The 22,830-nt window shown below is 40.0% G+C and carries 22 protein-coding genes and 3 tRNA genes; 16 read left to right on the forward strand and 9 right to left on the reverse strand.

The features are described 5' to 3' along the window. Positions 1–6 precede the first annotated feature (6 nt). From DDU33_RS10925 to glmS, 4 genes are all read left to right on the forward strand, one after another. Entirely contained in the window at positions 7–669 is a 663-nt protein-coding gene (locus DDU33_RS10925) for a hypothetical protein (protein WP_108923210.1), read from the forward strand. Continuing rightward, positions 666–1,364: a hypothetical protein gene (locus DDU33_RS03610; RefSeq protein WP_244175336.1), complete on the forward strand. Its 699-nt coding sequence runs from the start codon at positions 666–668 to the stop codon at positions 1,362–1,364. The genes DDU33_RS10925 and DDU33_RS03610 overlap by 4 nt, the downstream gene beginning before the upstream one ends. 151 nt (positions 1,365–1,515) lie before the next feature. Next, on the forward strand, positions 1,516–2,277 hold the full coding sequence (locus DDU33_RS03615) for a DeoR/GlpR family DNA-binding transcription regulator (RefSeq protein WP_108923212.1): 762 nt from the start codon (positions 1,516–1,518) through the stop codon (positions 2,275–2,277). A 32-nt stretch (positions 2,278–2,309) separates the two neighbouring features. Next, the gene (gene glmS, locus DDU33_RS03620) at positions 2,310–4,142 is read left to right on the forward strand and encodes a glutamine--fructose-6-phosphate transaminase (isomerizing) (protein ID WP_005818347.1); all 1,833 of its coding nucleotides are present in this window, start codon (positions 2,310–2,312) and stop codon (positions 4,140–4,142) included. Positions 4,143–4,207: 65 nt separating this feature from the next. Here glmS and DDU33_RS03625 read toward each other — a convergent pair whose 3' ends face one another. Further along, positions 4,208–4,546 carry a carboxymuconolactone decarboxylase family protein gene (locus DDU33_RS03625; protein WP_005818349.1) on the reverse strand — a complete coding sequence of 113 codons (339 nt, stop codon included), beginning with the start codon at positions 4,544–4,546 and terminating at the stop codon, positions 4,208–4,210. Between the two features lie 164 nt (positions 4,547–4,710). Here DDU33_RS03625 and DDU33_RS03630 point away from each other — a divergent pair. Beyond that, positions 4,711–4,786 (forward strand) — tRNA-Thr (locus tag DDU33_RS03630). Positions 4,787–4,955: 169 nt separating this feature from the next. Here DDU33_RS03630 and accA read toward each other — a convergent pair. From accA to DDU33_RS03645, 3 genes are all read right to left on the reverse strand, one after another. Next, positions 4,956–5,903, reverse strand: a complete 948-nt coding sequence (accA, locus tag DDU33_RS03635; RefSeq protein ID WP_005825452.1) for an acetyl-CoA carboxylase carboxyl transferase subunit alpha — start codon at positions 5,901–5,903, stop codon at positions 4,956–4,958. Positions 5,904–6,022: 119 nt separating this feature from the next. Beyond that, the gene (locus DDU33_RS03640) at positions 6,023–7,453 is read right to left on the reverse strand and encodes a multicopper oxidase domain-containing protein (RefSeq protein ID WP_244175337.1); all 1,431 of its coding nucleotides are present in this window, start codon (positions 7,451–7,453) and stop codon (positions 6,023–6,025) included. Beyond that, positions 7,443–8,165, reverse strand: coding sequence for a 1-acylglycerol-3-phosphate O-acyltransferase (locus tag DDU33_RS03645; protein ID WP_108923216.1), 723 nt, complete (start codon positions 8,163–8,165; stop codon positions 7,443–7,445). The genes DDU33_RS03640 and DDU33_RS03645 overlap by 11 nt, the downstream gene beginning before the upstream one ends. A gap of 168 nt (positions 8,166–8,333) precedes the next feature. Between DDU33_RS03645 and tpx the strand changes: the two genes are divergently transcribed. From tpx to DDU33_RS03690, 9 genes are all read left to right on the forward strand, one after another. Next, the gene (tpx, locus tag DDU33_RS03650) at positions 8,334–8,834 is read left to right on the forward strand and encodes a thiol peroxidase (RefSeq protein WP_108923218.1); all 501 of its coding nucleotides are present in this window, start codon (positions 8,334–8,336) and stop codon (positions 8,832–8,834) included. A 465-nt stretch (positions 8,835–9,299) separates the two neighbouring features. Further along, positions 9,300–9,929, forward strand: a complete 630-nt coding sequence (rppH, locus tag DDU33_RS03655; RefSeq protein WP_167390535.1) for an RNA pyrophosphohydrolase — start codon at positions 9,300–9,302, stop codon at positions 9,927–9,929. A 2-nt stretch (positions 9,930–9,931) separates the two neighbouring features. Further along, positions 9,932–10,723: a sulfite exporter TauE/SafE family protein gene (locus DDU33_RS03660; RefSeq protein WP_005819052.1), complete on the forward strand. Its 792-nt coding sequence runs from the start codon at positions 9,932–9,934 to the stop codon at positions 10,721–10,723. 48 nt (positions 10,724–10,771) lie between these two features. Beyond that, the gene (lgt, locus tag DDU33_RS03665) at positions 10,772–11,566 is read left to right on the forward strand and encodes a prolipoprotein diacylglyceryl transferase (RefSeq protein ID WP_108923222.1); all 795 of its coding nucleotides are present in this window, start codon (positions 10,772–10,774) and stop codon (positions 11,564–11,566) included. A 79-nt stretch (positions 11,567–11,645) separates the two neighbouring features. Then, a complete protein-coding gene (gene citC / locus DDU33_RS03670) occupies positions 11,646–12,701 on the forward strand; it encodes a [citrate (pro-3S)-lyase] ligase (protein ID WP_167390536.1) in 1,056 nt (351 codons plus the stop codon). A 20-nt stretch (positions 12,702–12,721) separates the two neighbouring features. Then, the gene (locus DDU33_RS03675; protein ID WP_108925231.1) at positions 12,722–13,396 is read left to right on the forward strand and encodes a phosphoglycolate phosphatase; all 675 of its coding nucleotides are present in this window, start codon (positions 12,722–12,724) and stop codon (positions 13,394–13,396) included. A 164-nt stretch (positions 13,397–13,560) separates the two neighbouring features. Next, positions 13,561–13,647, forward strand: a tRNA-Leu gene (locus DDU33_RS03680). 11 nt (positions 13,648–13,658) lie between these two features. Continuing rightward, a tRNA-Gly gene (locus DDU33_RS03685) sits at positions 13,659–13,734 on the forward strand. 143 nt (positions 13,735–13,877) lie between these two features. Continuing rightward, complete coding sequence (locus DDU33_RS03690) at positions 13,878–14,171, forward strand: YfcZ/YiiS family protein (RefSeq protein ID WP_108923226.1); 294 nt, start codon at positions 13,878–13,880, stop codon at positions 14,169–14,171. Positions 14,172–14,232: 61 nt separating this feature from the next. Here DDU33_RS03690 and DDU33_RS03695 read toward each other — a convergent pair whose 3' ends face one another. The 3 genes from DDU33_RS03695 to wecA form a co-directional block, all read right to left on the reverse strand. Beyond that, positions 14,233–15,441, reverse strand: a complete 1,209-nt coding sequence (locus DDU33_RS03695) for an aromatic amino acid transporter (RefSeq protein ID WP_108923228.1) — start codon at positions 15,439–15,441, stop codon at positions 14,233–14,235. 86 nt (positions 15,442–15,527) lie between these two features. Beyond that, positions 15,528–16,298: a hypothetical protein gene (locus DDU33_RS03700; RefSeq protein WP_108923230.1), complete on the reverse strand. Its 771-nt coding sequence runs from the start codon at positions 16,296–16,298 to the stop codon at positions 15,528–15,530. 12 nt (positions 16,299–16,310) lie between these two features. Continuing rightward, positions 16,311–17,375 (reverse strand): UDP-N-acetylglucosamine--undecaprenyl-phosphate N-acetylglucosaminephosphotransferase, encoded by a 1,065-nt coding sequence (gene wecA / locus DDU33_RS03705; protein ID WP_005819007.1) that lies wholly within the window; start codon positions 17,373–17,375, stop codon positions 16,311–16,313. Between the two features lie 254 nt (positions 17,376–17,629). Between wecA and hemL the strand changes: the two genes are divergently transcribed. Both hemL and DDU33_RS03715 read left to right on the forward strand, forming a co-directional pair. Then, the gene (gene hemL / locus DDU33_RS03710) at positions 17,630–18,913 is read left to right on the forward strand and encodes a glutamate-1-semialdehyde 2,1-aminomutase (RefSeq protein WP_108923232.1); all 1,284 of its coding nucleotides are present in this window, start codon (positions 17,630–17,632) and stop codon (positions 18,911–18,913) included. 81 nt (positions 18,914–18,994) lie between these two features. Further along, entirely contained in the window at positions 18,995–19,852 is an 858-nt protein-coding gene (locus DDU33_RS03715; RefSeq protein WP_108923234.1) for a glycosyltransferase family 8 protein, read from the forward strand. Positions 19,853–20,026: 174 nt separating this feature from the next. Here the strand turns inward: DDU33_RS03715 and pdxY are convergent, their stop codons facing one another. Further along, positions 20,027–20,890, reverse strand: coding sequence for a pyridoxal kinase PdxY (gene pdxY / locus DDU33_RS03720; RefSeq protein WP_005819001.1), 864 nt, complete (start codon positions 20,888–20,890; stop codon positions 20,027–20,029). Between the two features lie 150 nt (positions 20,891–21,040). Continuing rightward, positions 21,041–22,819 carry an assimilatory sulfite reductase (NADPH) hemoprotein subunit gene (gene cysI / locus DDU33_RS03725; protein WP_108923236.1) on the reverse strand — a complete coding sequence of 593 codons (1,779 nt, stop codon included), beginning with the start codon at positions 22,817–22,819 and terminating at the stop codon, positions 21,041–21,043. Between the last annotated feature and the right edge of the window lie 11 nt (positions 22,820–22,830).

Raw genomic sequence — 22,830 nt, forward strand, 5'->3', positions numbered from 1 at the left:
AGTATTATGCAAAAAATTTTTAAAATTCTACCGCTTGTTATGCTTTTAGGCGGTTGCTCTGTTTCTGAAGTCATAAATCCCGATGAATATGATGCGGCTAAACATTCTCGCCTGAGAATTTTTAGTCATGGCAGTAATGCTGCTGCATTTTTTATTGGCGTAGATTGCGAAACCAACAAAAAAGGGACAAGAGTTTTAGCGGATGGGGTGGATGTTTTTGTCGGGGCACAAGACAAGCAAAAACGTATCGGAATGACACAAACAGATGCGACTGATTATGCACAATCTAAAGGCGGTATTTTTAAAGAATATGTTATTCCAGCCGGTAAAGTCGTTAATATTAGACCTTCTCATCAAATATCAAGAACAGTTTGTCGTGTTGCAGGAAAGCCTTGTACGATTGAAACGGAGGAGCTCTGTCAATATGGTTTTGGGAATGATGTGGTATCTAAAGGCATTAAGTCTATTCGCCAATTCTTTATTCGCACTATCACGCTAGGCGCAACAGATGGTGGAGAACCTCGCGATGATAGCCGTTCATTTATTCCAGAGGCAGGAAAACAATACGAATATGTACCAAATGGATGCAGCGTTGTGATTACTGATATTACTGAAGAAAAAGTAACCATTGTAAATACATCACCATTTTATCAATGTCCTAAAAAATGATGAAAAAACTCTATTTTATCTTTATCTGTTTATTGGCAGGCTGTATTACCCACATTAGCAAACCGATACAAAGTACAGAGCAAATTTATGCTTTTATGATCGAGAATGATAAAATTTATCTTGTTGGTAAAAAATCGGATTATCTTCTTCAAAATCAAGATGTGGGTGCAATGCGAGAGTTTTTAAATAGCCCTTATGCAAAGCAAGTGCTTTTCTTTACGATGAAACTCGATAGCCTTGATAGCGATGTTACCGGTGAATATGCGGTTTACTTAGATGAGAGTAAATATAACGAAGAAGAGAAAAAGCAACTTCAAAAACAGTTTTGGTTTAACCCGATTAGCTATATTCATCCTGATCTATTACCAGCATTACAGATGAGAAATACCGCTTGGCGGACAGACCAGCCGGCACTAAAACGCCAATATCGGGCTTTCGGAAAACGTGTTCGTTTTAAAAACCGCCAAGAAATTTTACAGAAATATGCAATGAATGAGCCTATGACGGTAATGTTATCGCAACGAATGTCGAGCAAAGAGGTAATTGCTGATGACATAGCATTAGATATTGTACGCAGTATTACGTTGTTGCCTGTTGCTGTGGCTTATTCTACTGCTTTAGCTGTAACTATTACGCCAATTGCGGCAACGATGGCGGTAATTTATGTGATAAATGGGCATGAAATGCGGAAATAATAAGCAAGTTTTTATTACTGTATTAAAAAATAGGCGAGGTTGTCCTCGCTATTTTTTTATCTTTTACTTGCAAGCGGTTAAAAAATGCTTATAATTTGCAAAGTTTTGAAACGAAACTTAAAACGAAACAAACTCAAAGGGTAATCGCAAAATGTCAAAACGTAATACACAACAACGCCGCCAAATGATTGTAAATATGGTTATTGAGCAAGGCGAAGTGAGTGTGGAACATCTTGCTCAGCTTTTTGAAACATCAGAAGTTACGATTCGTAAGGATCTTACTGTTCTTGAAGAAGGTGGTTTTTTAGTCCGCCGTTATGGTGGCGCAATTCGGCTCTCTTCGGAAATGATGGACGAAGAAAATGGTGACCAGTTATCGGCACAAAAATTGGCAATCGCACAAGCGGCTTGCCAATGTATTCGTGATCATAATCGTATTATTCTCGATAGCGGTAGTACGACAGGGGCTTTAGCGAAAATGTTACACCAATCGGGGTTAGTCGTGATGACCAATTCGTTGTCATTGGCGACAGAACTCACGGCGTCAGAAGCTGAACCAACGGTACTCATGACAGGCGGTACTTGGGATTCTCGTTCAGAGTCATTCCAAGGAAAAGTGGCAGAACAAGTATTACGTTCCTACGATTTTGACCAGCTTTTCATCGGAGCAGATGGGCTAGACTTAGAACGTGGCACAACGACTTTTAATGAATTAGTGGGCTTAAGTCAAGTGATGGCGGAAGTCAGCCGAGAAGTGATTGTGTTAATCGAATCCCAAAAAATCGGGCGTAAAATGCCAAATGTGGAACTTGACTGGCAACAAATTGACAAAGTGATTACCGATGATCAATTAAGTTTCGAACTGAAAGAAAGAATTGAAAGCAATGGTGTACAGGTCATCATTGCGTATTAAGCATTTATTATCTTAAATAAGGAAACAAATTTATGTGTGGAATTGTAGGTGCGGTTGCACAGCGTGATGTCGCAGCAATTTTGGTTGATGGTTTACACCGTTTAGAATATCGTGGTTATGACTCTGCCGGTGTGGCGGTATTAGGTTCAGATAAATCAATGAACATCGTGCGCCGTGTGGGTAAAGTGAAAGCATTAGATGAAGCTTTAGAAGCGAATCCATTATTAGGTGGCACAGGGATTGCACATACCCGTTGGGCAACACACGGCGAGCCGTCAGAAAATAATGCTCATCCACATCGCTCAGGTAAAATTGCGGTGGTTCATAACGGTATTATTGAAAACTACGAAGAGCTTAAAGCAGAATTACAAGCACGTGGTTATGTATTCCAATCTCAAACAGATACAGAGGTTATTGCTCACTTGGTTGAATGGGAATTCCGTTCTTCTTCATCACTTTTAGAAGCTGTGCAAAAAGCAGTAAAACAGCTACGTGGTGCTTATGGTACAGTTGTATTAAACGAAGAAGAGCCGGAGCATTTAATCGTTGCTCGTTCGGGTTCACCGCTTGTGATTGGTTATGGTATTGGCGAGAATTTCTTAGCTTCAGATCCATTAGCGTTATTAAGCGTAACTCGTCGTTTTGCTTACCTTGAAGAAGGTGATGTGGCAGAAATTACTCGCACGACAGTGGATATTTATAACCGTGCCGGCGAGAAAGTTGAACGTGAAATTCACGAAGGTAACTTTGAAGCAGATGCAGCGGATAAGGGACAGTATCGCCACTATATGCAAAAAGAAATTTTTGAACAACCTGTGGCAATTATGAATACCCTTGAAGGACGTATCACGCACGGTCAAGTAAACATTGAAGCGATCAGCAACAATGCTGAAGAGATTTTGAAAAAAGTAGAGCATATTCAAATCGTGGCTTGTGGTACTTCTTACAATGCAGGTATGGTGGCTCGTTACTGGTTTGAATCTATTGCAGGCGTGGCTTGTGATGTGGAAATTGCCTCAGAATTCCGCTACCGTAAATTTGTAACTCGCCCAAATAGCTTATTAGTAACAATTTCACAATCGGGCGAAACGGCGGATACTTTAGCGGCATTACGTTTAGCGAAAGAATCGGGCTTTATGGCTGCGATGACGATTTGTAACGTAGCAAGTTCATCGCTTGTACGTGAGTCTGACTTTGCCTTTATGACTCGTGCTGGCGTGGAAGTTGGCGTGGCTTCAACCAAAGCATTTACCACCCAATTAACCTGTTTATTACTTTTAACAACGGCATTAGGTCGCTTAAAAGGCAATGTATCAGCAGAGCAAGAAGCGGAAATTGTAAAATCATTACAACGCTTACCGGCACAAATTGAAAGTGCATTAGTGTTTGATAAAGAGATTGAAAAATTATCGGAAGACTTTGCAGAGAAACATCACACACTCTTCTTAGGTCGTGGTGAGTTCTATCCAATTGCAATGGAGTCGGCATTAAAATTAAAAGAGATCTCTTATATTCACGCTGAAGCTTATGCGGCAGGCGAGTTAAAACATGGTCCTTTAGCGTTAATTGATGCGGATATGCCGGTTATTGTGGTGGCTCCGGAGAATGATTTACTTGAAAAAGTGAAATCAAATATCGAAGAGGTGCGTGCACGTGGCGGTCAAATGTATGTCTTTGCCGATAGCGAAGCAGGCTTTAGCTCACAAGAGGGTTATAAAGTTTTAACTTTCCCACGTGTTGATAATGTAACTGCACCAATTTTCTATGCAGTACCATTACAATTATTGTCTTACCACGTTGCTTTAATTAAAGGTACAGATGTGGATCAACCTCGTAACTTGGCGAAATCAGTAACGGTTGAATAATCTAAAAATATCTTGTAAAAAAGGTCTAGCTATTTACTAGACCTTTTTATTTGAAGGAAAAACGGTTATTTTTGTGCATCCACAGCTTCTAAGGCACGCAGCGCATAAGTATAAGCAGCACCGGCATTGAGTGCGATAGCAGTCGCTAATGCACCGGCAATTTCGCTTTCTGTTGCACCGGCTTTTGCCGCTTTTTCTGCGTGAACACTGATACAGCTTTCACAGCGTGTTGTGATAGCTACGGCAATGGCGATCAGTTCTCTGGTTTTTTCATCAAGCGCTTCTGCGGCAGCTGCTTGATCTAAACTCATATAAGCCTGTAACATTTTAGGGTGCTTTTTACCTAATTCCCCGAATGCTTGCTTAACATGTGCTGTATGTTCAGGCCAATTTTGGAATGACATGAGAGACTCCTTGTAAATATAAATAAAAGCCTCGGTATTATGCGACTAATTTAAGCAACCTGCCAAGTATTTATCAAAAAAAGAAATAGAATTGATAAAATAGCTTGCAACGAACATAAAAATCCTTATAATACGCCTCCGTTGCTTTTCGCAATGTTCAATATGCCGACTTAGCTCAGTAGGTAGAGCAACTGACTTGTAATCAGTAGGTCACCAGTTCGATTCCGGTAGTCGGCACCATTTTCTCCTCTTTCTTTTTTCTTCGTTTTTAAATCGTCTTTCTAGTATCCAAAATTTTATTTTATCGTCCTATTTGCTATGCCATGTCTTTTATTTTTATAAAAAAATAGCGGCAAGATTTGCAATTTTCTTACAAAATCTTACCGCTTAAATTTTAAATAGATAGTGATTAGCAGTAACCGTAGCTCATTAAACGTTGGTAACGGCGATCTAATAATTGCTCGTTATCTAGCGTATCTAATTCGGCTAAATCCGCTAAAATTTGTTGTTTTAGGTTTTGTGCCATTTCAGCATAATTGCGATGTGCACCGCCAAGAGGTTCTTGAATGATGCCATCAATCAATTTTAACTCTTGTAAACGTTGCGCCGTTAAGCCCATCACTTCCGCTGCAGTAGAGGCTTTTTCAGCACTTTTCCATAAAATAGAGGCACAGCCTTCAGGCGAAATAACAGAATAAGTAGAGTATTGAAGCATATTCACTTTATCGCCAACGCCAATCGCTAAAGCGCCGCCTGAACCGCCTTCGCCGATAACCGTACAAATGACGGGTACTTTTAATTGTGACATTTCACGTAAATTACGTGCAATCGCTTCTGCTTGTCCACGCTCTTCTGCGCCAATACCTGGGTATGCTCCCGGTGTATCGATAAAGGTAATAATTGGTAAGTTAAAACGCTCTGCCATTTCCATTAAGCGTAAGGCTTTACGATAGCCTTCCGGCGCTGGCATACCAAAATTACGCATTACTTTTTCTTTGGTTGAGCGACCTTTTTGATGACCGATAACCATCACAGGGCGACCATCAAGGCGAGCAATGCCACCGACAATGGCTTTATCGTCTGCGAATGCTCTATCGCCTGCCAATTCATCAAATTCAGTAAAAATATGCTCAATATAATCTAACGTATATGGACGATTTGGGTGGCGAGCCATTTTTGAGGTTTGCCATGCATCAAGATTAGCAAAGGTTTTTTTGGTTAATTCTTCGCTTTTCTTTTGTAAACGTTTGATTTCATCATCAAGATTGATTTTATTATCTTGTTCAGCGACAGCACGGAGCGACTCAATTTTCGCTTCTAGTTCGGCAATCGGTAATTCAAAATCTAAGTATTCCATTTGTTATCCTATCTGTTGTACAGAAAATTCTACCTATTCTAACCGATAGACAGCAATTTGTGGGAAAAAGCGGTCATTTTTCCCTATTTTTTTGCAAATTTAGCAAGAGATCCGACCGCTTATTCAGTCACAATAAATTGCCCGATGGCACCTCTATCGCGGAGCATCAAATCAGAAACGCCAAAATTAAAGGGCAGTTCGGCAGAAGCATTGTGTTCAAATTTGACGAGAATGGTGGTTTCTTGGTCTTTCTTCAACCAAACGGTATCTTTCCACGCAAGGTATTTATTGGCAATACGTTGGCGGTTACGGGTTTCGACAATAAATTTCGCTCCTTGTAAGGTAAAGCCTATATCAACATTGCTGGTTAAGTACCAACGCTCAATACTCCCTTTTTTCACGCTAAAATCGATCCGTTTGGGGTCGAAACGTTGTTGATTGATCAAATAATCTAAAGGGCGTAGGGTAAATTTTCGCTCTTGTTGAATAGTAAATTGAAAATCTTCCGTATTAAATGGCACGGTTTGTGGTTTTTGTTGGAAAGCCGCAATCATACCTTCAGGGCGTAGCTCTAAAATGACGTTATCCGTTAGCTGATCATCATCGGCAAAGAGTAATTTCGCTTTATCAAGCAGATCACGTTTTTCTCCGGTAATCAAGCCAATGTTACTTTCTTTAACTTCAACAAGCACTTCGACACGTTCGCCAGGCACTAGGCTAACCACTTTTTGCTCAAGTGGTTCTGCCAACATCCCCATACCGGTGGCGATGAGATGAAGTGGTTGATCGTTGTCTAAACGTAGTTCATAGGTTCGTGAAAGGGAGGCATTGACGATACGTAATCTCACCCAACCCGGAGAAACCTTTAAATACGCAGACTCTTGCCCATTGACAAACAAGCGGTTACCAAAGAATTGTGCTTTATTGGTATCTAAAACTTGTTTGCCTTCTTTATTGAGTAAGACGTCTTGCAGAATAAGCGGAATATCATTAACCCCATATTTATTGGGTAGCTGTGCATTTTTGCTGTCGTTATCTTCAATGATCCAAAGTCCGGCTAAACCCCGATAAACTTGTAAGGCAGAGTTTAATAGCGTGTTTGCGCTATACCAACAAGTGCAAGCCGGTTGATTGATTGAGATAATCGGTGACCAACTGCTTTTCGGCTCTAGCACACGGTGTGCAGAGCCAATCATTTCAGTAGGAGCAAGCAAGCCTTGAATGTTCATTGAAACAGCTTGCGGCAAGTTGTTTACATAAGTGAGTTTGACAAAATCATTGGATTTAACTCGTACGGTTGGGGCGAGGTATTGTCCGTTTACGCCCCAAACATCTACTAATTTGCCGGCATCAAATTGGGTTTGAGCCGGACGAAGGTCGAGGCGGATTGGTCGCCCTCGTCCTACATCTAGCAGCGGTGGAATTTTTAATGGTTGGCGATCGCTTGCCCAAACCGTTTGAGGAAGGGAAAGCATACTTGAAGCAAGTACAGAACGTTTAAGAAACTGGCGGCGATTCACATTAACCCCACTTATCATCTTATTTTGCATCTAATTTAGCGACTTCGGCATCCAATTCAGCAATTTTGTCTTGCATAATGGTATGGCATTTTTCGATAAGCTCTTTCAGATTTTCACGGGTGTAGCCGCTGGTATCAATCGGTTCTAAAACTTCACAAATCACCGTGCCATTATTTAAGCGGTTTAAATCCACTTTATTATGCAGGGTTGAGCAAACAATCGGCACAATAGGCACACCGGCAGCAATCGCCGTATGAAATGCACCGGTTTTAAAAGGGAGCAAGCCACGACCACGGCTACGAGTGCCTTCAGGAAACATCCAAATTGAGATTTGACGTTCTTGAATGATTTTGCCGACTTTAGTCATAGTATCAATCGCTGCGCTACGTTTTTCACGGTTAATAAAAATATTCCCTGTTGCCCAATAAACCAAACCAAAGAATGGGATCCAAATCAGGCTCTTTTTGCCAATGGTAACGGTTTTAGGTGGAACCATAGAAGAGATGGTAACCATATCGTAATTATTTTGATGGTTGGCAATATAAATTGCCGGCTGATCAAATTCAGGACGTGGACGGCGAATAAGTTTGATGCCCACTAAAGGGTGCATTGCACTATACCAACGTGCGATTTGTCCTACGCAACTTGGATTGCGTAATCGGCATAAAGCATAAAGAGTACCAAAGACAGAAATCGTGATAGCAGCGACCAAAACTGCCAAAATACGGAGAAGTTTTAACATAATTGTTCCTCAAAAAATATTGTAGGGAGTATAGCGAAATTAGCCCAATTTTCCAAAGAATAATCTATTGAATTAAAAGGTTTTATTTCCTAGGGTATCTCGGGTATATTGCAAAAAGTTTTGTAAAAAAACGAGTAAATTTAACCGCTTATTTCTTTTGGAGATTTTATGGCAAACGTAACTTTAGCAGGTAGCCCAATTACTGTAGCAGGGCATTTCCCACAAGTTGGCGAAACAATCGCTGATTTTCAGCTGGTAAACAACGGATTAGAAGATATTGCATTAAGTCAATTTGACGGAAAACGTAAGGTATTAAATATCTTCCCAAGTATTGATACGGGAATTTGTGCGACTTCTGTGCGTGTTTTTAACCAAAAAGCCGCGAATTTAGATAATACCGTTGTGCTTTGTATTTCAGCTGATTTACCTTTTGCACAAGCACGTTTTTGTGGCGCAGAAGGGATTGAAAATGCACAAACACTCTCAACCTTCCGTAACAAAGCGGTACATACTGAGCTTGGTGTTGATATTCAATCTTCGCCGCTTACAGGCTTAACGGCTCGTGCGGTTATTGTTTTAGATGAGCAAAATCGTGTATTACACAGCGAACTCGTGCCGGAAATTAAGCAAGAACCAAATTATGAAGCGGCATTGGCAACATTAGGGTAGTGGTTAAAAAATAACCTATAAAAATTTAGATTTTTCCCCAATTGCAAAAAAGTAAGTAAGATCTTGTTTTACTTACTTTTTTTATCTTCTTCACTCACTTTCTTTAAGTTATACACTTTGATTTTTTAAATCTATCACATTTTTATCCACAGTTGATGGGGATAATTTGCCGGCTTCTGTGCATAAATAACAATTATTTTACAAGGTATGAAACGTTATCCAGATCTTTTTGAAATTTTCGCCAAAAATGAAGATCCGTACAGTAGAAAAAGATCGCTAAAATGATCGTTTTTGCGGAGTTGGAAAAATGAATAAGGAACAGAGTTTAGGTGGGTTATCTACGGCTAATTTAATGAGATCTGACAACTTATCCACAGATTTATGCACAATAACCTTTTCGGCTTGTATAAAAGCCCTATTTGTGAAACAATCTCTGCATTTTTAATTAAACAATTAAGGTGTGAAGTGATCGATTTCGATGGCTATCGCCCAAATGTTGGTATCGTCATCTGTAATAAGCAAGGGCAAGTTCTCTGGGCAAAACGGTTTGGACAAAATTCGTGGCAATTTCCGCAAGGGGGAATTAACGAAGGTGAAAACATTGAAACAGCAATGTACCGTGAGCTTTTTGAAGAAGTCGGCTTAACAAAGAAAGATGTGCGATTGATCTGGGCATCTAAGTATTGGTTGAAATATAAATTACCTAAGCGTCTTGTGCGTGAGAGTAATGGTTCTCAACCGGTTTGTATTGGACAAAAACAGCGTTGGTTTTTATTGCAGTTGGTTAGCGATGAATCCAATATCAATTTAAAAACGACAAAAACGCCTGAATTTGATGGCTGGCGTTGGGTGAGTTTTTGGTATCCTGTGCGGCAAGTGGTTTCGTTTAAACGAGATGTTTATCGCAAGGTGATGAAAGAATTTGCCTCCGTTTTATTAAGTGAAACCTTACCTTCTTCGGAAGAGAAAACCGAAAAGCCTCGAGAAAAATCAAGAGGACAAGAAGGGCGTGAACATCAAAAACCATATGCCAAGCAAGAATTTAAGAAACGCCGACCTTATCGCATATGGCAAGGACAACCAAAAGGGAAATAGTGATGATTGAAGTATTTTTAAGTTGTTTAGCGTTAGGGACTGTTGTTGGTTTTTTAGCAGGATTATTCGGCATTGGGGGCGGCTTAATTATTGTGCCCAGTTTGGTGTATTTGCTTCCGCTTGCCGGTGTTTCGCCTGAACATTTAATGTCTGCGGCATTAGGCACATCATTTTCAACGATTGTGATTACCGCATTTTCTTCCGCCCAGCGTCATCATAAATTAGGTAATGTCGATTGGAATGTGAGCAAAGTGTTTATTCCTTCGATTATGATTTCTGTCTTTTTATGTGGCTTAATTATTAGCGGTTTAGATGCGAAATTAATGTCGAAACTGTTTGCCGTGATGGTGGTCTATTTAGCATTGCGGATGATTTTTTCTTTGCAAAAAGAGCAAAAAATTAAACCGCTTACCACCCAAACAACAGTGATTGCAGGCGGTATTATTGGTGCATTATCCAGCGTTGCCGGTATTGGCGGTGGGGCCTTTATCGTACCGTTTTTAAATGGACGAGGCTTAGAAATGAAACGTGCGATTGGCACTTCTTCATTTTGTGGGGCTTTTTTAGGGCTCTCCGGTACTTTTAGCTTTATTGCCAGTGGTTGGAATGTGGAAGGCTTGCCGGATTACTCTTTAGGCTATGTTTATCTGCCGGCACTTTTGGGTATTACGCTGACTTCTTACTTTACGTCAAAACTAGGCGCAAATGCCGCAAATGTCCTGCCTGTCGCCACGTTGAAAAAAGCGTTTGCAGTGATGTTGGTGGTCATTGCAATCAATATGTTTTTGAAATAAATCTTTATTGCTCCCCCTTTTGAGGGGGATTTTTAATTAGGAAAAACAATGAACGAACAATTTATTACCTTTCCACAAATCGATCCGATTATTTTTAGCATTGGACCGATTTCACTTCGTTGGTACGGTTTAATGTACCTCATTGGCTTTGGTTTCGCCTACTGGCTGGGTATGCGTAGAGCGAAAAATTCCAATGGTGTGTGGACAACAGAAAACGTTGATCAACTTATTTATACCTGCTTCTGGGGCGTGGTTTTGGGCGGACGTATCGGCGATGTGTTCTTCTATAACTTTGACCGCTTCTTACAAGATCCGCTTTTCCTGTTTCGCATTTGGGAAGGGGGAATGTCGTTTCACGGTGGCTTGATTGGGGTTATCGTGGCGATGATTTGGGTCTCAGCTCGCCAAAAACGGAGCTTCTGGCAAACCTCTGATTTTATTGCACCGCTTATTCCATTCGGTTTAGGAATGGGGCGTATCGGTAACTTCATTAACGATGAACTTTGGGGACGTGTTACGGACGTTCCTTGGGCGGTATTATTCCCAAGTGGTGGCTATGTACCTCGTCATCCTTCACAACTTTACGAAGCCTTTTTAGAAGGTGTTGTTTTATTCTTTATTTTACAATGGTTTATTCGTAAACCTCGTCCGGCAGGCTCGGTCGCCGGTTTATTCTTAATTGGTTACGGTGTATTCCGTTTCTTAGTGGAATATGTGCGTGATTTTGACCCGAATGTGAATACAGCCAGCGACTTAATTACCCGTGGGCAGTTGCTCTCTTTACCGATGATTATCGGTGGAATAGTCATTATGCTTTGGGCGTATAAACGAAATCAAAAATAAGCAACAAGCGGTTAAATTTGAAGAAGACTTTGTAAAGTCGGAGAAAAATTTAACCGCTTCTTTTCATGATTTAGGAGAAATGATGTCTTATGCCATTGGCAAAGTATTTGCCTCAGATAAAAAGGCTTATCAAGCCATTGATGACTTGCTTGAACAAGAGGGGATTCGCCGCGATAAAAATTTAGATTATACCTGTGCAATGTACGATGAGAATGATGAGATTATTGCCACAGGAAGCTGTTTTGCCAATAGCTTGCGTTGTTTAGCGGTTTCAAAAAAACATCAAGGCGAAGGCTTGATGAATATGATTGTAACCCATCTCATCAATGAACAATTTGAGCGAGGCAATCCGCATATTTTTCTTTACACCAAATGTGAGTCTGCAAAATTTTTCCAAACATTGAGTTTTTACGAAATTGCTCGTATCGAAAATCAGATTGTGTTTATGGAAAATCAGCGTTCAGGTTTTGCCAATTATTTGAAAAATTTAACCGCTTGTTCGCCAATACCGCAAGCAGGGCAGCGAGTGGCGGCATTGGTAATGAATGCCAACCCGTTTACGCTCGGTCATCAGTATTTAGTTGAAAAGGCTGCCGCAGAAAACGATATTGTGCATCTTTTTATTGTGAGTGAAGATAAAAGCCTCGTGCCGTTTCAGGTGCGTAAAAAACTTGTACAAGAAGGGGTTGCGCATTTACCGAATGTATATTGCCATGAAAGCGGTTCTTATATTATTAGCTCGGCGACTTTCCCGAGTTACTTTCAAGAAAATGATAATGCGGTCATTGAAAGTAATGCGATGTTAGATTTACAAATTTTTGGGCATATAGCCAAAGCCTTGGGTATTCAACGCCGCTATGTGGGAGATGAGCCGTTTAGTCGTGTAACGCACCTTTATAACCAAATTATGCAAACGCAACTCCCGATGCAGGGAATTGAGTGTATCGTTGTGCCCCGTAAGGCAAATTCACAACAAATTATTAGCGCTTCTGCGGTACGGCAGGCGATTAAAGAGAATGATTTTGAGCGGGTAGAAGCAATGTTACCGCCAACCAGCTATCAGTTTTTTTGCAGCCCTGAAGCTCAGCCGATTATCACACGTATTCAACAAAGCGATAATGTTATTCACTATTAAACAATAAGGATAGGTAAATGATGAATTCAAAATATAAAGTGATTGGTTTTGATTTAGATGGAACCTTAGTAAATACCTTACCGGATCTGACTTTAGTGGTAAATTCGATGTTTTTAGAACACGGATTACCAACGACTACCCAAGAAAAAGTGCTGACTTGGATTGGTAAAGGTGCAGATATTTTCTTCCAAAATGCGATTGCTTATACCGGTAAGGTGTTTGACGCAGAGAAATTGGTTCAAATGCGCGTGAGCTTTGATAAGTTTTATGCGACTTATGTGTGTGAAGAGAGCCAACTTTACCCTAATGTGAAAGAGACGTTAGAAGCGTTAAAAGCTAAGGGCTTTACATTAGTGGTTATTACCAATAAACCGACTAAATTAGTGGAGCCGGTGTTATCTTCGTTCGGTATTTATCATCTGTTTAGCGAAACTTTAGGCGGACAATCTTTACCAAGAATTAAGCCGTTCCCTGATCCTATGTTATTTATTTGCGAGAAATTCGGTATTCAACCAAGTGAATTGCTTTTTGTCGGCGATTCAGAAAATGATGTTCTTGCTTCTCAAGCTGCCGGTTGCGATGTAGCGGGTTTAACTTATGGTTATAACTATAATGTTCCGATTGAGCAATCTCACCCAACCTTTGTGATTTCTGATTTTGCAGAGGTGCTTAACATTATAGAATCCGCCAAATAAAACGGGGTTAGAAAGCATTTTGAGGTGCATTTTGTTTAAAAAATAAAATAATCGTTTTTTATTTATCCAAACAATAAAAAAATGAGAAAATATGTTTGACTTCATTTCTAATTTCTCTATAATGCACCTCGTTGGTTAGCGATACTAACCAAGCACTGAAAAGTGCCCGAGTGGCGGAATCGGTAGACGCAAGGGATTTAAAATCCCTCGCCTTTCGGGGCGTGCCAGTTCAAGTCTGGCCTCGGGCACCATTTTAGAAAACGCGGGAATAGCTCAGTTGGTAGAGCACGACCTTGCCAAGGTCGGGGTCGCGAGTTCGAGCCTCGTTTCCCGCTCCATTCTAAATATAATGATAGCACCATGAGGTGCTTTTTTTATACCTAAAATTTCCTCTCTCTTTCTTATTTTCTTTCTAACTGATTACCTTTAGACGTAGAAAAGCGTAAAATAGCCCAAAATGATTTTTTGGCAGGAAAAATATATGAGCAAAACATTACAACAAAAAGCAGATGAAGCCCATAATATGTGTAAATTAAAAGGGAGTTCAATGTTGGATAATGCAGAAAGATCTCTTGCGTTTGAAGCCGTTTACGATACCCAAATGCAGGCAGAACAAGCGGTCGAGTTTTTTACAGAAAAAGCAAAATCGGTGGAAACGGAGCCTTGTCAAATTCGTAGTGAAATTCAACCGCTTGCAGATGGATTTTTAATGAAGATGTGGATTGAATTTAGTTGTCAGGCTGAAGTGATATTATTCCAAATGGCAGTAAGATAACCAAGCGTTAATATCCCCTGAATCAAGTTTGATGTCAGGGGCTATTTTGTCTGCTCAGTGATTACGGCGTTGTAAAAACAGGTAACATATTCCACATGGCTAGAAAATGGAAAAGCGCAGTACATACGCCAAAGAAGAAGACTATCGCAATTAAGAAGCGGTTTCCTCGGCGAGTTTTATAGGCTAAGAGTGCAGGGGTCATACACGTCCAGAGTGTTGCAACCGCACCGGCATAGCCTATTGCTTTTAAAAAGCCAAGTGGCGAGAGTAATGAGAAAAAGAGCGGTGGGAGAAAAGTAACCGCCCAAGCTTTTGTTCGTCCGACTTTATTGTCATCAAATTTGAAAAAGTCAGCAAGGAAATCAAAGGTTCCCAAGCCTACACCAATAAAAGAAGAAAGAATGGCGGCAATAGAAAACGCATTGAGCATTTGTTTGATATAGCTCGTTTCTAAAATGTTGCCAATGCTATCCAGTAAAACATCCAATTCGCTATTACTTGCGATGATTGGTCCGAATTTTTCTCGAGGCAATACGCCAAAAATACTGATAACCCATAAAAGATAAAGCACTAAGGCAATAAATGTCCCAATTGAAATCGCATATTTGGCTTGTTTTTCATTGCCATAATAGGCTCGCATGGAAGAGACCGAGTGATGATAACCGAAAGAGGTTAGGGCAACAGGGAAAACAGCAAGAACATACTTCGCATAGTCTGTGTCAGCCATATTCTGTGTATCAAAAAGATAGCTAACATTCAGGTTTGTGATCAAGCCAGAGATGCTAAGCACAAACGAAATCGCCATAAAGAGAATCAATATCACGGAAATGCGATCGACTAAACGCGTGGAATGCCAAACAAAGAACGAAAAGCATCCAACGAAAATAATCGACCAAATGCGGGAGCCGAATTCGCCTAAATCAATCCATGAATGTGTGAGATTTTCAAGAATACCACCGGAAGCCGTAATATAGGCGTACAAAAGAATACCACCCACGAAATAGACGGCAATGTTGTTGATAACATTCATTTTATTGCCAAGAATATTTTGCGTGACGGTATTAAAAGAAGCTCGTAGATCATAGTCTTTATAAACATCAAGCAAAAGCCAGCCTGAAAAAGTCATGACGAGCATGGTAAAGGTAATCGCAATGATCGTCCAAATTGTCCAAGCACTGGCACCAGAAGCGGGTAGTCCTAACATTCCAGCCCCCACACATACACCGGCAATAATGCATGCGCCTCCAAAAAGGGAAGGTTGTTTTTTCATGTGTTCTCCTAATATGAAAGAAAAACAAGCGGTCGTTTTTGATAAGAAAATAGCAAAAACGACCGCAAAAAGAGTAAATAAAAGCGTTAGTCTTGTGGTTTACGTGATGAACCGAGAATCAGAACTAACAGTAAGCCTAAAATGAAGCCTGCGCCAGCGCCAAATAATGCCCATTCCACGTAAGGTTTTGGGGCTGCGGTAACAGCGGGTACTTTAACGAAATGGAAGGCAACCAATTTATCGTCAAGCGGTTGTACTGATGTCATCATTTTAAGTTTATTTTCCCAGCTTACATCTAATTTGGCATCTGCGGCAGATTTGACTTGTTGGAATAAAGACTTCCATTTTGCTACCAAATCATTGTTTAATGTATCTTTAGTTTGAGTATTTACATAACGTAAATATTCCCCAAATAATTTTTCAGCTTCTTGGGTACTAAAAGAGTTTAAAGTGAGTACATCAGGTTGGTTGTTTCCTGCCACAAATTGGAAGTGTTTACTAAATTGTTGTGCAGCGGCTTGATCAGAGAGCCCTTCGATCTTAGCTTGTACTTTCACAATATCTGATGTGGCTAAAAATTGAGTTAATTTCTCTTGAGATTGAATATTTTTCTTAAATTCAGCATAACTTGCTTCAGCTGCTTTAGCTTCCATTTTGCTCATATCGGCAGCCGTAGCATCGCCACTGATTAAATGGTATGTAGAGAAAAGAGAAAAATAGTTACCTAATTCAGCAATTCGTGGTTGTTCAAATTGTGCAGAGGCCTGCCATTGTGTCGGTTGAAATTTTGCACTGGCAAAACCCACACCTGCGCCCACCGCAGTAACTAAAATTGTAGCGAAAAGTTTACGAAACATAATTTTGACCTTTTAAATTTTTTGTTGTTTTCTTGCACGGCGTTTCATGCGACGAACAAATCGCGTGATTTTCCATGCGCGGACAATCGAGTAAGCATAAAGAAAAAAGAGGGCAATAAAGCCAAGTACCATGGCGGATTGACTCCAATAATAGATCTCACCTAATACGCCAATTGTGGCACAAATGGCCGCCCAGAATGTAATCACCGCCAATGCTTGACGAGAGGTTAGCCCCGCTCGCATTAACAAATGATGTAAGTGCAAGCGGTCCGGTCTGAACGGACTTTTACCTTTTTTCAAGCGGCGGAAAATAACCGCAACCATATCAATGAGAGGAACCGCAATCAACCATAAACCGGTAATAGGGCTAATGGCATGTCCTTGTCCTTGGGTGCTGAGTAAGAGCATCCAAATAATGGTAAAACCAATCAGGGTACTGCCGGAATCTCCCATAAATACTTTCCACTTCGCACCAAACACACTAAGGTTAAAGAGTGCATAAGGTAACAAGGTAAGAATGATAGCTAAACACCAGTAGGCAATCGCATGTTCGCCATTGATCCACATTAATGCGCCGACACCAGCGAAACTCACGCTAGAAAGCCCTGCCAGCAAGCCATCAATACCGTCCACCATATTAAAGGCGTTGATTACCCCAATCGTAATGAATACGGTAAAGAGCAAGCTTAAAAAGCCAAGTTTAATACTAAAGGGGGCAATGATTTGCCCGAGGCTTTCTAATTCTAAACCGCTGTAAATCATCGCACCGGCAAGTACTGCTTGAATACCAGCACGCAATGCCGGGCTAATGTCGAAACGGTCATCTAATACCCCAATAATCAACAAAATGGTTACCGAGAGCAAATATAACCCCGGCAATGGCATAATGTCATATTGGAAGAGATAGAAGGTAAGATTGCCCAAGAATAATGCAATCCCCCCAATGAGTGGAATCAATCCTTGATGACGTTTACGAAAGTTTGGTTTATCTACCAAACCAATTTTTTCTGCGACAGGGCGCATAAAAATCAGTGAGGCAAAGGAAACCAAAATAACGGCTAAAAAGGTAAGCCACATAGACGTTTTCCTCAAAAAAAGTGAGACGATAAAATTGCGTGAAGCATAGCATAAAAGGCGGAGATCTTGAAAAATTTTTCTAAAAAATGACCGCTTGTTATTTGAAAAGTTGTACATGGTAGGGCTGATAACAGACCCTCTTAGTTTTCATTAAGCCTATCTATAATCTCTGTTTATATATCCATTTCTTTTTAAGCTGGTTTTCCAGTAAAATAGCGGTCAAATTTCGTCAAAATTTCGCAAAGGAAACAACAATGTCAAAATCAGAACAACTCTTTGAAAAAGCACAAAAAGTCATCCCTGGTGGGGTAAATTCCCCGGTTCGTGCATTTAAAGGGGTCGGTGGTACACCGGTATTTATTGAAAAAGCCGAAGGAGCTTACATTACCGATAGCGATGGTAAACGTTATATTGACTATGTAGGATCTTGGGGGCCGATGGTGCTCGGGCATAATCACCCAGCGATTATTGATGCCGTATTAAAAGCGGTGCCAAACGGTTTAAGTTTTGGTGCACCAACAGAAAGTGAAATTACCCTTGCAGAACTTGTGTGTAAATTAGTGCCGTCAATTGAATTGGTGCGAATGGTTAGTTCCGGCACAGAAGCGACAATGTCGGCAATCCGTTTAGCACGAGGTTATACCGGTCGTGATAAGATCATTAAATTTGAAGGTTGTTACCACGGTCATTCCGACTCTTTATTAGTAAAAGCCGGCTCTGGGGCTTTAACCTTAGGACAGCCGTCTGGCCCGGGCGTGCCGGCAGATTTCGCCAAACATACGCTTACTTGCACCTATAATGATTTAGACTCCGTAAGAGAAGCATTTGAACAATATCCAAATGAGATTGCTTGCCTTATTGTTGAACCGGTTGCCGGTAATATGAACTGTATTCCGCCAAAAGATGGTTTCTTACAAGGTTTACGTGAACTCTGTACGCAATATGGCACAGTCTTTATTATTGATGAAGTGATGACAGGCTTCCGTGTGGCTTTAGGCGGTGCACAAGCATATTATGGTGTAACCCCTGATTTAACCACGCTCGGTAAAATCATTGGTGGCGGTATGCCGGTTGGTGCATTTGGTGGTAAAAAAGAGATTATGGAATTTATTGCCCCAACCGGTCCGGTGTATCAAGCCGGCACATTATCAGGCAACCCGATTGCTATGGCGGCAGGGTTAGCGTGCTTAACCGAACTTTCAAAAGCGGGCAATGAAGAAAAACTGGCTGCACAAACCAAAACATTGGCAGAAGGTTTCAAAGCATTGGCAAATAAACACGGCGTGCCTCTGACTGTCCAATATGTTGGCGGTATGTTTGGTTTATTCTTTACTGAACAAGCGGAAATCAATAACTTCCAAGATGTGATGAAGTGTGATGCCGCGAAATTCAACCGCTTCTTCCACCTAATGCTTGAAGAAGGTGTTTACCTTGCACCATCTGCATTTGAAGCTGGCTTTATGTCGCTTGCTCATTCCGAGGCAGATATTCAAGCAACGCTTGAAGCGGCAGATCGAGCATTTGCTAAATTAAAATAAATATAATTTGTTAAACTGAAAAATCTGTGCTCTAGGGTGCAGATTTTTCCTATTTATTTGAATCAGGAGGTGAGATAATTTATGATAAACAAACAAGTAATAAACATCGCTTTAGCTGCAGATAGGAATTATGCGGAGCAAGTCATTACGCTAATTAAATCCGTTTGCTATCATCATAAAAATGTCCGCTTTTATCTCATTCAGCAAGATTATCCTGATGAGTGGTTTGATGCACTCAATAAACATTTAGTTAAGTTAGATGCTGAAATTATCCCTGCTACCATATTGGATTCATTTGAATTTGATTCAATACTCCAAAAACACATTACTCAAGCCTCTTTTTATCGTTATTTAATTCCTAAGATACCAGAAGAGAGAATACTTTATTTAGATAGTGATATTGTTGTAGATGGAAATATTGAAGAAATGTATTTTTCGGATTTTAATGAGAAATATGCTTTTGCTGTAGAAGATATGTATATTAGTCATACTAAACATTGCTATATGGAATTTCCCGAAATGAAACCGTATTTTAATAGTGGAGTATTATTAATTAATAATAAGTTATGGCAAGAATATGATTTATTTGAGCATTTAATTCAAACAACAAAGGCATATCCTAAAGTGATTTATGGGGACCAAGATATATTAAATATTCTTTTAAAGAATAAATGGGAGATTTTGAGTAATGTATATAATTATCAAACAGGTGTTATGTATGGTTCTCTTCCTGTAAATAAAAATTTATCGAATGAAGAAATTTTGGAAAAATATCAGAAGCAGGCTAAAGAAGTCCAACCTAAAATAATTCACTATACTTCAAAATATAAACCTTGGCTGAATAATGAATATTTTGTTTTGTTACGAGAAAAATATTGGTTCTATTATCAACTCTCTTGGGAAGAAATTAAAAAACACCACCAAGAGTTTTTTGTATGATAAATGAGAGTTTTTTGAACTTTACTTACATTATGAGTTTATAAAACTTCTAAAGTTTAGAATTATTGTTACTAATATTTGGAGGAACTAAATATTAGTAACAACTTTTCTTATTATGCCTTATTTCTTTATAGCTTAGAACCAGATAAAACTTATTCAGAGTAGTTTTATTATTTAGCTAATTTTTACAGCTTTATATTGACTTTGTGGCTCAACAATTAATGAACGAGCTTTAATAATTTGTAGTTCGTATTTTCCGCTTTGCTGAGTTACACTCATTACATCATTTACCGCATTGGCAGTATGTTCGAAAGCTTCTAAATCTGATTTACCATTGAGTAAATTTGCTAGGAATAGGCTACTTGTTAAATCGCCGACACCTACCGGATCTTTTCCTAAAAACTTATGTAGGGGACGACTAATATGCCAAATACCATCTTGATTCGCTAATACCATTTCAAACTGAGAAGGATTTTGTCCTACCTTGCTTAAATGTTTTACTAAAACACGCTTAACGCCTTTAGCACGGATAAATTTAATCGCTTCAATCGCTTGTTCAAAATTTTCGATGTCTAATCCGGTCAGTTCTCGTAACTCAACTAAATTTGGGGAAAGTATATCTGCTTTTGCCATCGCTTGATCACGTAGAAATTCAGCGACTCCTGGTGCGACGATACATCCTTTATCTGGATGACCCATGACGGGATCACAAAAATAAATTGCTTTGGGATTAACGGATTTAATACGTTCAACACACGCTAAAATTTCTGCTCCTTGTTCCGCTGCACCAATATAACCTGAAAGTACGGCATCACATTCATGTAGGACTTTAATATTATCAATTCCTTGGGTAATTTCACTAATTTGTTCTTTAGGTATAACCATACCTTTCCATTGACCGTATTGTGTATGGTTAGAAAATTGTACGGTGTTGAGTGCCCAAACATCAATACCTAGTAATTGCATAGGAAAGGTTGCGGCTTTATTACCAGCATAGCCGTAGACAACATGAGATTGAATAGATAACACATTTTTCATATACGGAACCCCTTTAAAATCTATATTTATACTTTAATCAGTTTGTGTTTATCAGACCGATATGATATCACACCACTTAAAAGAAATTTCTGCTATTCTATGAAAGAAATGATAAGGGTCCAGATATCATGTCTGAACCCTTTATTTATTCTAACTGATTTGTTGTGTTGGAATAATCGCTTTGCTGGCATCCCAGAAGTCCACAGGGGCATTCACAACAGGTATCACAATGCCGGCGCGGATCACAAAATCGCCAAAGGCTTCATTAGCTTCCCGTTCGGTTGCCCAGCGTCCGATTAAGCGGTCTAATTCCTCCAAAATTTCGCTAAGGGTACGGTTTTCTTGATATAAACGTGGAATACGATAACCCGGTCTGTCGCCACCAATATGCAAGTTATAGCGACCAATGGCTTTACCGACTAAGCCGATTTCAGCCAACATTGCTCGTCCACAGCCATTTGGACAGCCTGTAATACGAGTAATGATATACTCATTTGGAATGTTGTGTTTGGCTAACAGTTTTTCCATTTCAACGGTAAAGTCGGGTAAAACACGTTCTGCTTCCGCCATTGCCAATGGGCAAGTTGGGAAAGAAACACACGACATGGAATACTCACGTTGTTTACTAATCGGCTCAAGTAATCCATATTGGCGTGCTAATTGTTCAATGGTTTCTTTTTGATCTTCCGGCACGCCTGCAATAATAATATTTTGGTTCGCGGTAATGCGGAAATCGCCCTGATGCACTTTGGCAATCTCAAGCATTCCTGTTAGTAGCGGTTTTTGAGGATCGTTGTCGGTTAAGCGTCCACTTTCAACATAGAGTGTTAAGTGCCACTTATTATCTATACCTTTTACCCATCCTAAGCGGTCGCCTAGTTCGGTAAATTTAAAAGGTCTAATAGGTTCAAACGGAATACCCATACGGCGTTCGACTTCTGCTCTAAATCCGTCTAGCCCCATATTTTGAATAGTGTAACGAGTACGGGCGTTTTTACGATCCGCACGGTTACCAAAATTACGCTGTGTGGTAACGACCGCTTCTGCTGCCTGTAAAGTGTAACTTAACGGTATGTAACCGAGTTCTAACGAGATATTCGGGTAAGTAGCAGTGTTGCCGTGCTCCATAGAAAGCCCACCACCGACCAAGACGTTAAAACCAGCCAATTTTCCGTTTTCATCTTTAATAGCAACAAAGTTCATATCATTACCGTAAACATCCACATCGTTTAAAGGTGGGATCGAAACGGTTGTTTTATACTTACGAGGCAGGTAGGTTTTACCTAAAATCGGTTCTTGTTCTTTATCTAATACATCATCGGAGCTGGTTACTTTTTTGCCTTCAATCCAAACATCTAAGTAACCGCTTGTGCGAGGGAGCAAATGTTCGGAAATTTTCTTCGCCCATTCATACGCCTCTTGGTGTAATTCGCTTTCAATCGGGTTTGAAGTACACAGCACATTACGGTTCATATCTGCGGCAGTCGCAATGGAGTCCAAACCGATTTTATGTAACAAGCGGTGCATATCTTGTAGCTTGGTTTTTGGCACGCCGTGATATTGGAATGTTTGACGATTGGTCAAACGAATAGAACGGTAATAGGTGTTTTCACGGGCAAATTTATCAATTTCAATCCACTGATAAGGCTTGATAATCCCACCCGGTAAACGGCAACGTAATAGCATAAACTTGAGCGGTTCAAGTTTTTCATCTAAGCGAGTTGCACGAATATCTCGGTCGTCTTGTTCATACATACCGTGGAAGCGGATAAGCTGAAAATTATCGCCTTTAAAGCCGCCTGTTAAACCATCTTTGAGGTCATCTAAAATGGTGCCTCGTAAGAAATTACTCTCATTTTTTAAACGTTCGTTATCGGAAAGCGGTTTTTCTTGCCATTCCAATCCTTTCTTTTTGTTGCTGTCTGTCATAATGTTTCCCA

The sequence above is a fragment of the Actinobacillus porcitonsillarum genome (genome assembly GCF_003101015.1).
Taxonomy (GTDB): Bacteria; Pseudomonadota; Gammaproteobacteria; order Enterobacterales; family Pasteurellaceae; genus Haemophilus_A; species Haemophilus_A porcitonsillarum.

Excerpts from the sequence above, each read along its gene's own strand:
- accA (WP_005825452.1), bottom strand. The coding sequence starts at position 5,903 with ATGGAATACTTAGATTTTGAATTACCGATTGCCGAACTAGAAGCGAAA.
- DDU33_RS03660 (WP_005819052.1), top strand. The coding sequence starts at position 9,932 with ATGATTGAAGTATTTTTAAGTTGTTTAGCGTTAGGGACTGTTGTTGGT.
- DDU33_RS03640 (WP_244175337.1), bottom strand. The coding sequence starts at position 7,453 with ATGCAAAATAAGATGATAAGTGGGGTTAATGTGAATCGCCGCCAGTTT.
- citC (WP_167390536.1), top strand. The coding sequence starts at position 11,646 with ATGATGTCTTATGCCATTGGCAAAGTATTTGCCTCAGATAAAAAGGCT.
- DDU33_RS03715 (WP_108923234.1), top strand. The coding sequence starts at position 18,995 with ATGATAAACAAACAAGTAATAAACATCGCTTTAGCTGCAGATAGGAAT.
- hemL (WP_108923232.1), top strand. The coding sequence starts at position 17,630 with ATGTCAAAATCAGAACAACTCTTTGAAAAAGCACAAAAAGTCATCCCT.
- lgt (WP_108923222.1), top strand. The coding sequence starts at position 10,772 with ATGAACGAACAATTTATTACCTTTCCACAAATCGATCCGATTATTTTT.
- DDU33_RS03625 (WP_005818349.1), bottom strand. The coding sequence starts at position 4,546 with ATGTCATTCCAAAATTGGCCTGAACATACAGCACATGTTAAGCAAGCA.
- DDU33_RS10925 (WP_108923210.1), top strand. The coding sequence starts at position 7 with ATGCAAAAAATTTTTAAAATTCTACCGCTTGTTATGCTTTTAGGCGGT.
- wecA (WP_005819007.1), bottom strand. The coding sequence starts at position 17,375 with ATGTGGCTTACCTTTTTAGCCGTTATTTTGGTTTCCTTTGCCTCACTG.
- DDU33_RS03700 (WP_108923230.1), bottom strand. The coding sequence starts at position 16,298 with ATGTTTCGTAAACTTTTCGCTACAATTTTAGTTACTGCGGTGGGCGCA.
- DDU33_RS03610 (WP_244175336.1), top strand. The coding sequence starts at position 666 with ATGATGAAAAAACTCTATTTTATCTTTATCTGTTTATTGGCAGGCTGT.
- cysI (WP_108923236.1), bottom strand. The coding sequence starts at position 22,819 with ATGACAGACAGCAACAAAAAGAAAGGATTGGAATGGCAAGAAAAACCG.
- DDU33_RS03695 (WP_108923228.1), bottom strand. The coding sequence starts at position 15,441 with ATGAAAAAACAACCTTCCCTTTTTGGAGGCGCATGCATTATTGCCGGT.
- tpx (WP_108923218.1), top strand. The coding sequence starts at position 8,334 with ATGGCAAACGTAACTTTAGCAGGTAGCCCAATTACTGTAGCAGGGCAT.
- DDU33_RS03615 (WP_108923212.1), top strand. The coding sequence starts at position 1,516 with ATGTCAAAACGTAATACACAACAACGCCGCCAAATGATTGTAAATATG.
- DDU33_RS03675 (WP_108925231.1), top strand. The coding sequence starts at position 12,722 with ATGAATTCAAAATATAAAGTGATTGGTTTTGATTTAGATGGAACCTTA.
- DDU33_RS03645 (WP_108923216.1), bottom strand. The coding sequence starts at position 8,165 with ATGTTAAAACTTCTCCGTATTTTGGCAGTTTTGGTCGCTGCTATCACG.
- glmS (WP_005818347.1), top strand. The coding sequence starts at position 2,310 with ATGTGTGGAATTGTAGGTGCGGTTGCACAGCGTGATGTCGCAGCAATT.
- pdxY (WP_005819001.1), bottom strand. The coding sequence starts at position 20,890 with ATGAAAAATGTGTTATCTATTCAATCTCATGTTGTCTACGGCTATGCT.
- DDU33_RS03690 (WP_108923226.1), top strand. The coding sequence starts at position 13,878 with ATGAGCAAAACATTACAACAAAAAGCAGATGAAGCCCATAATATGTGT.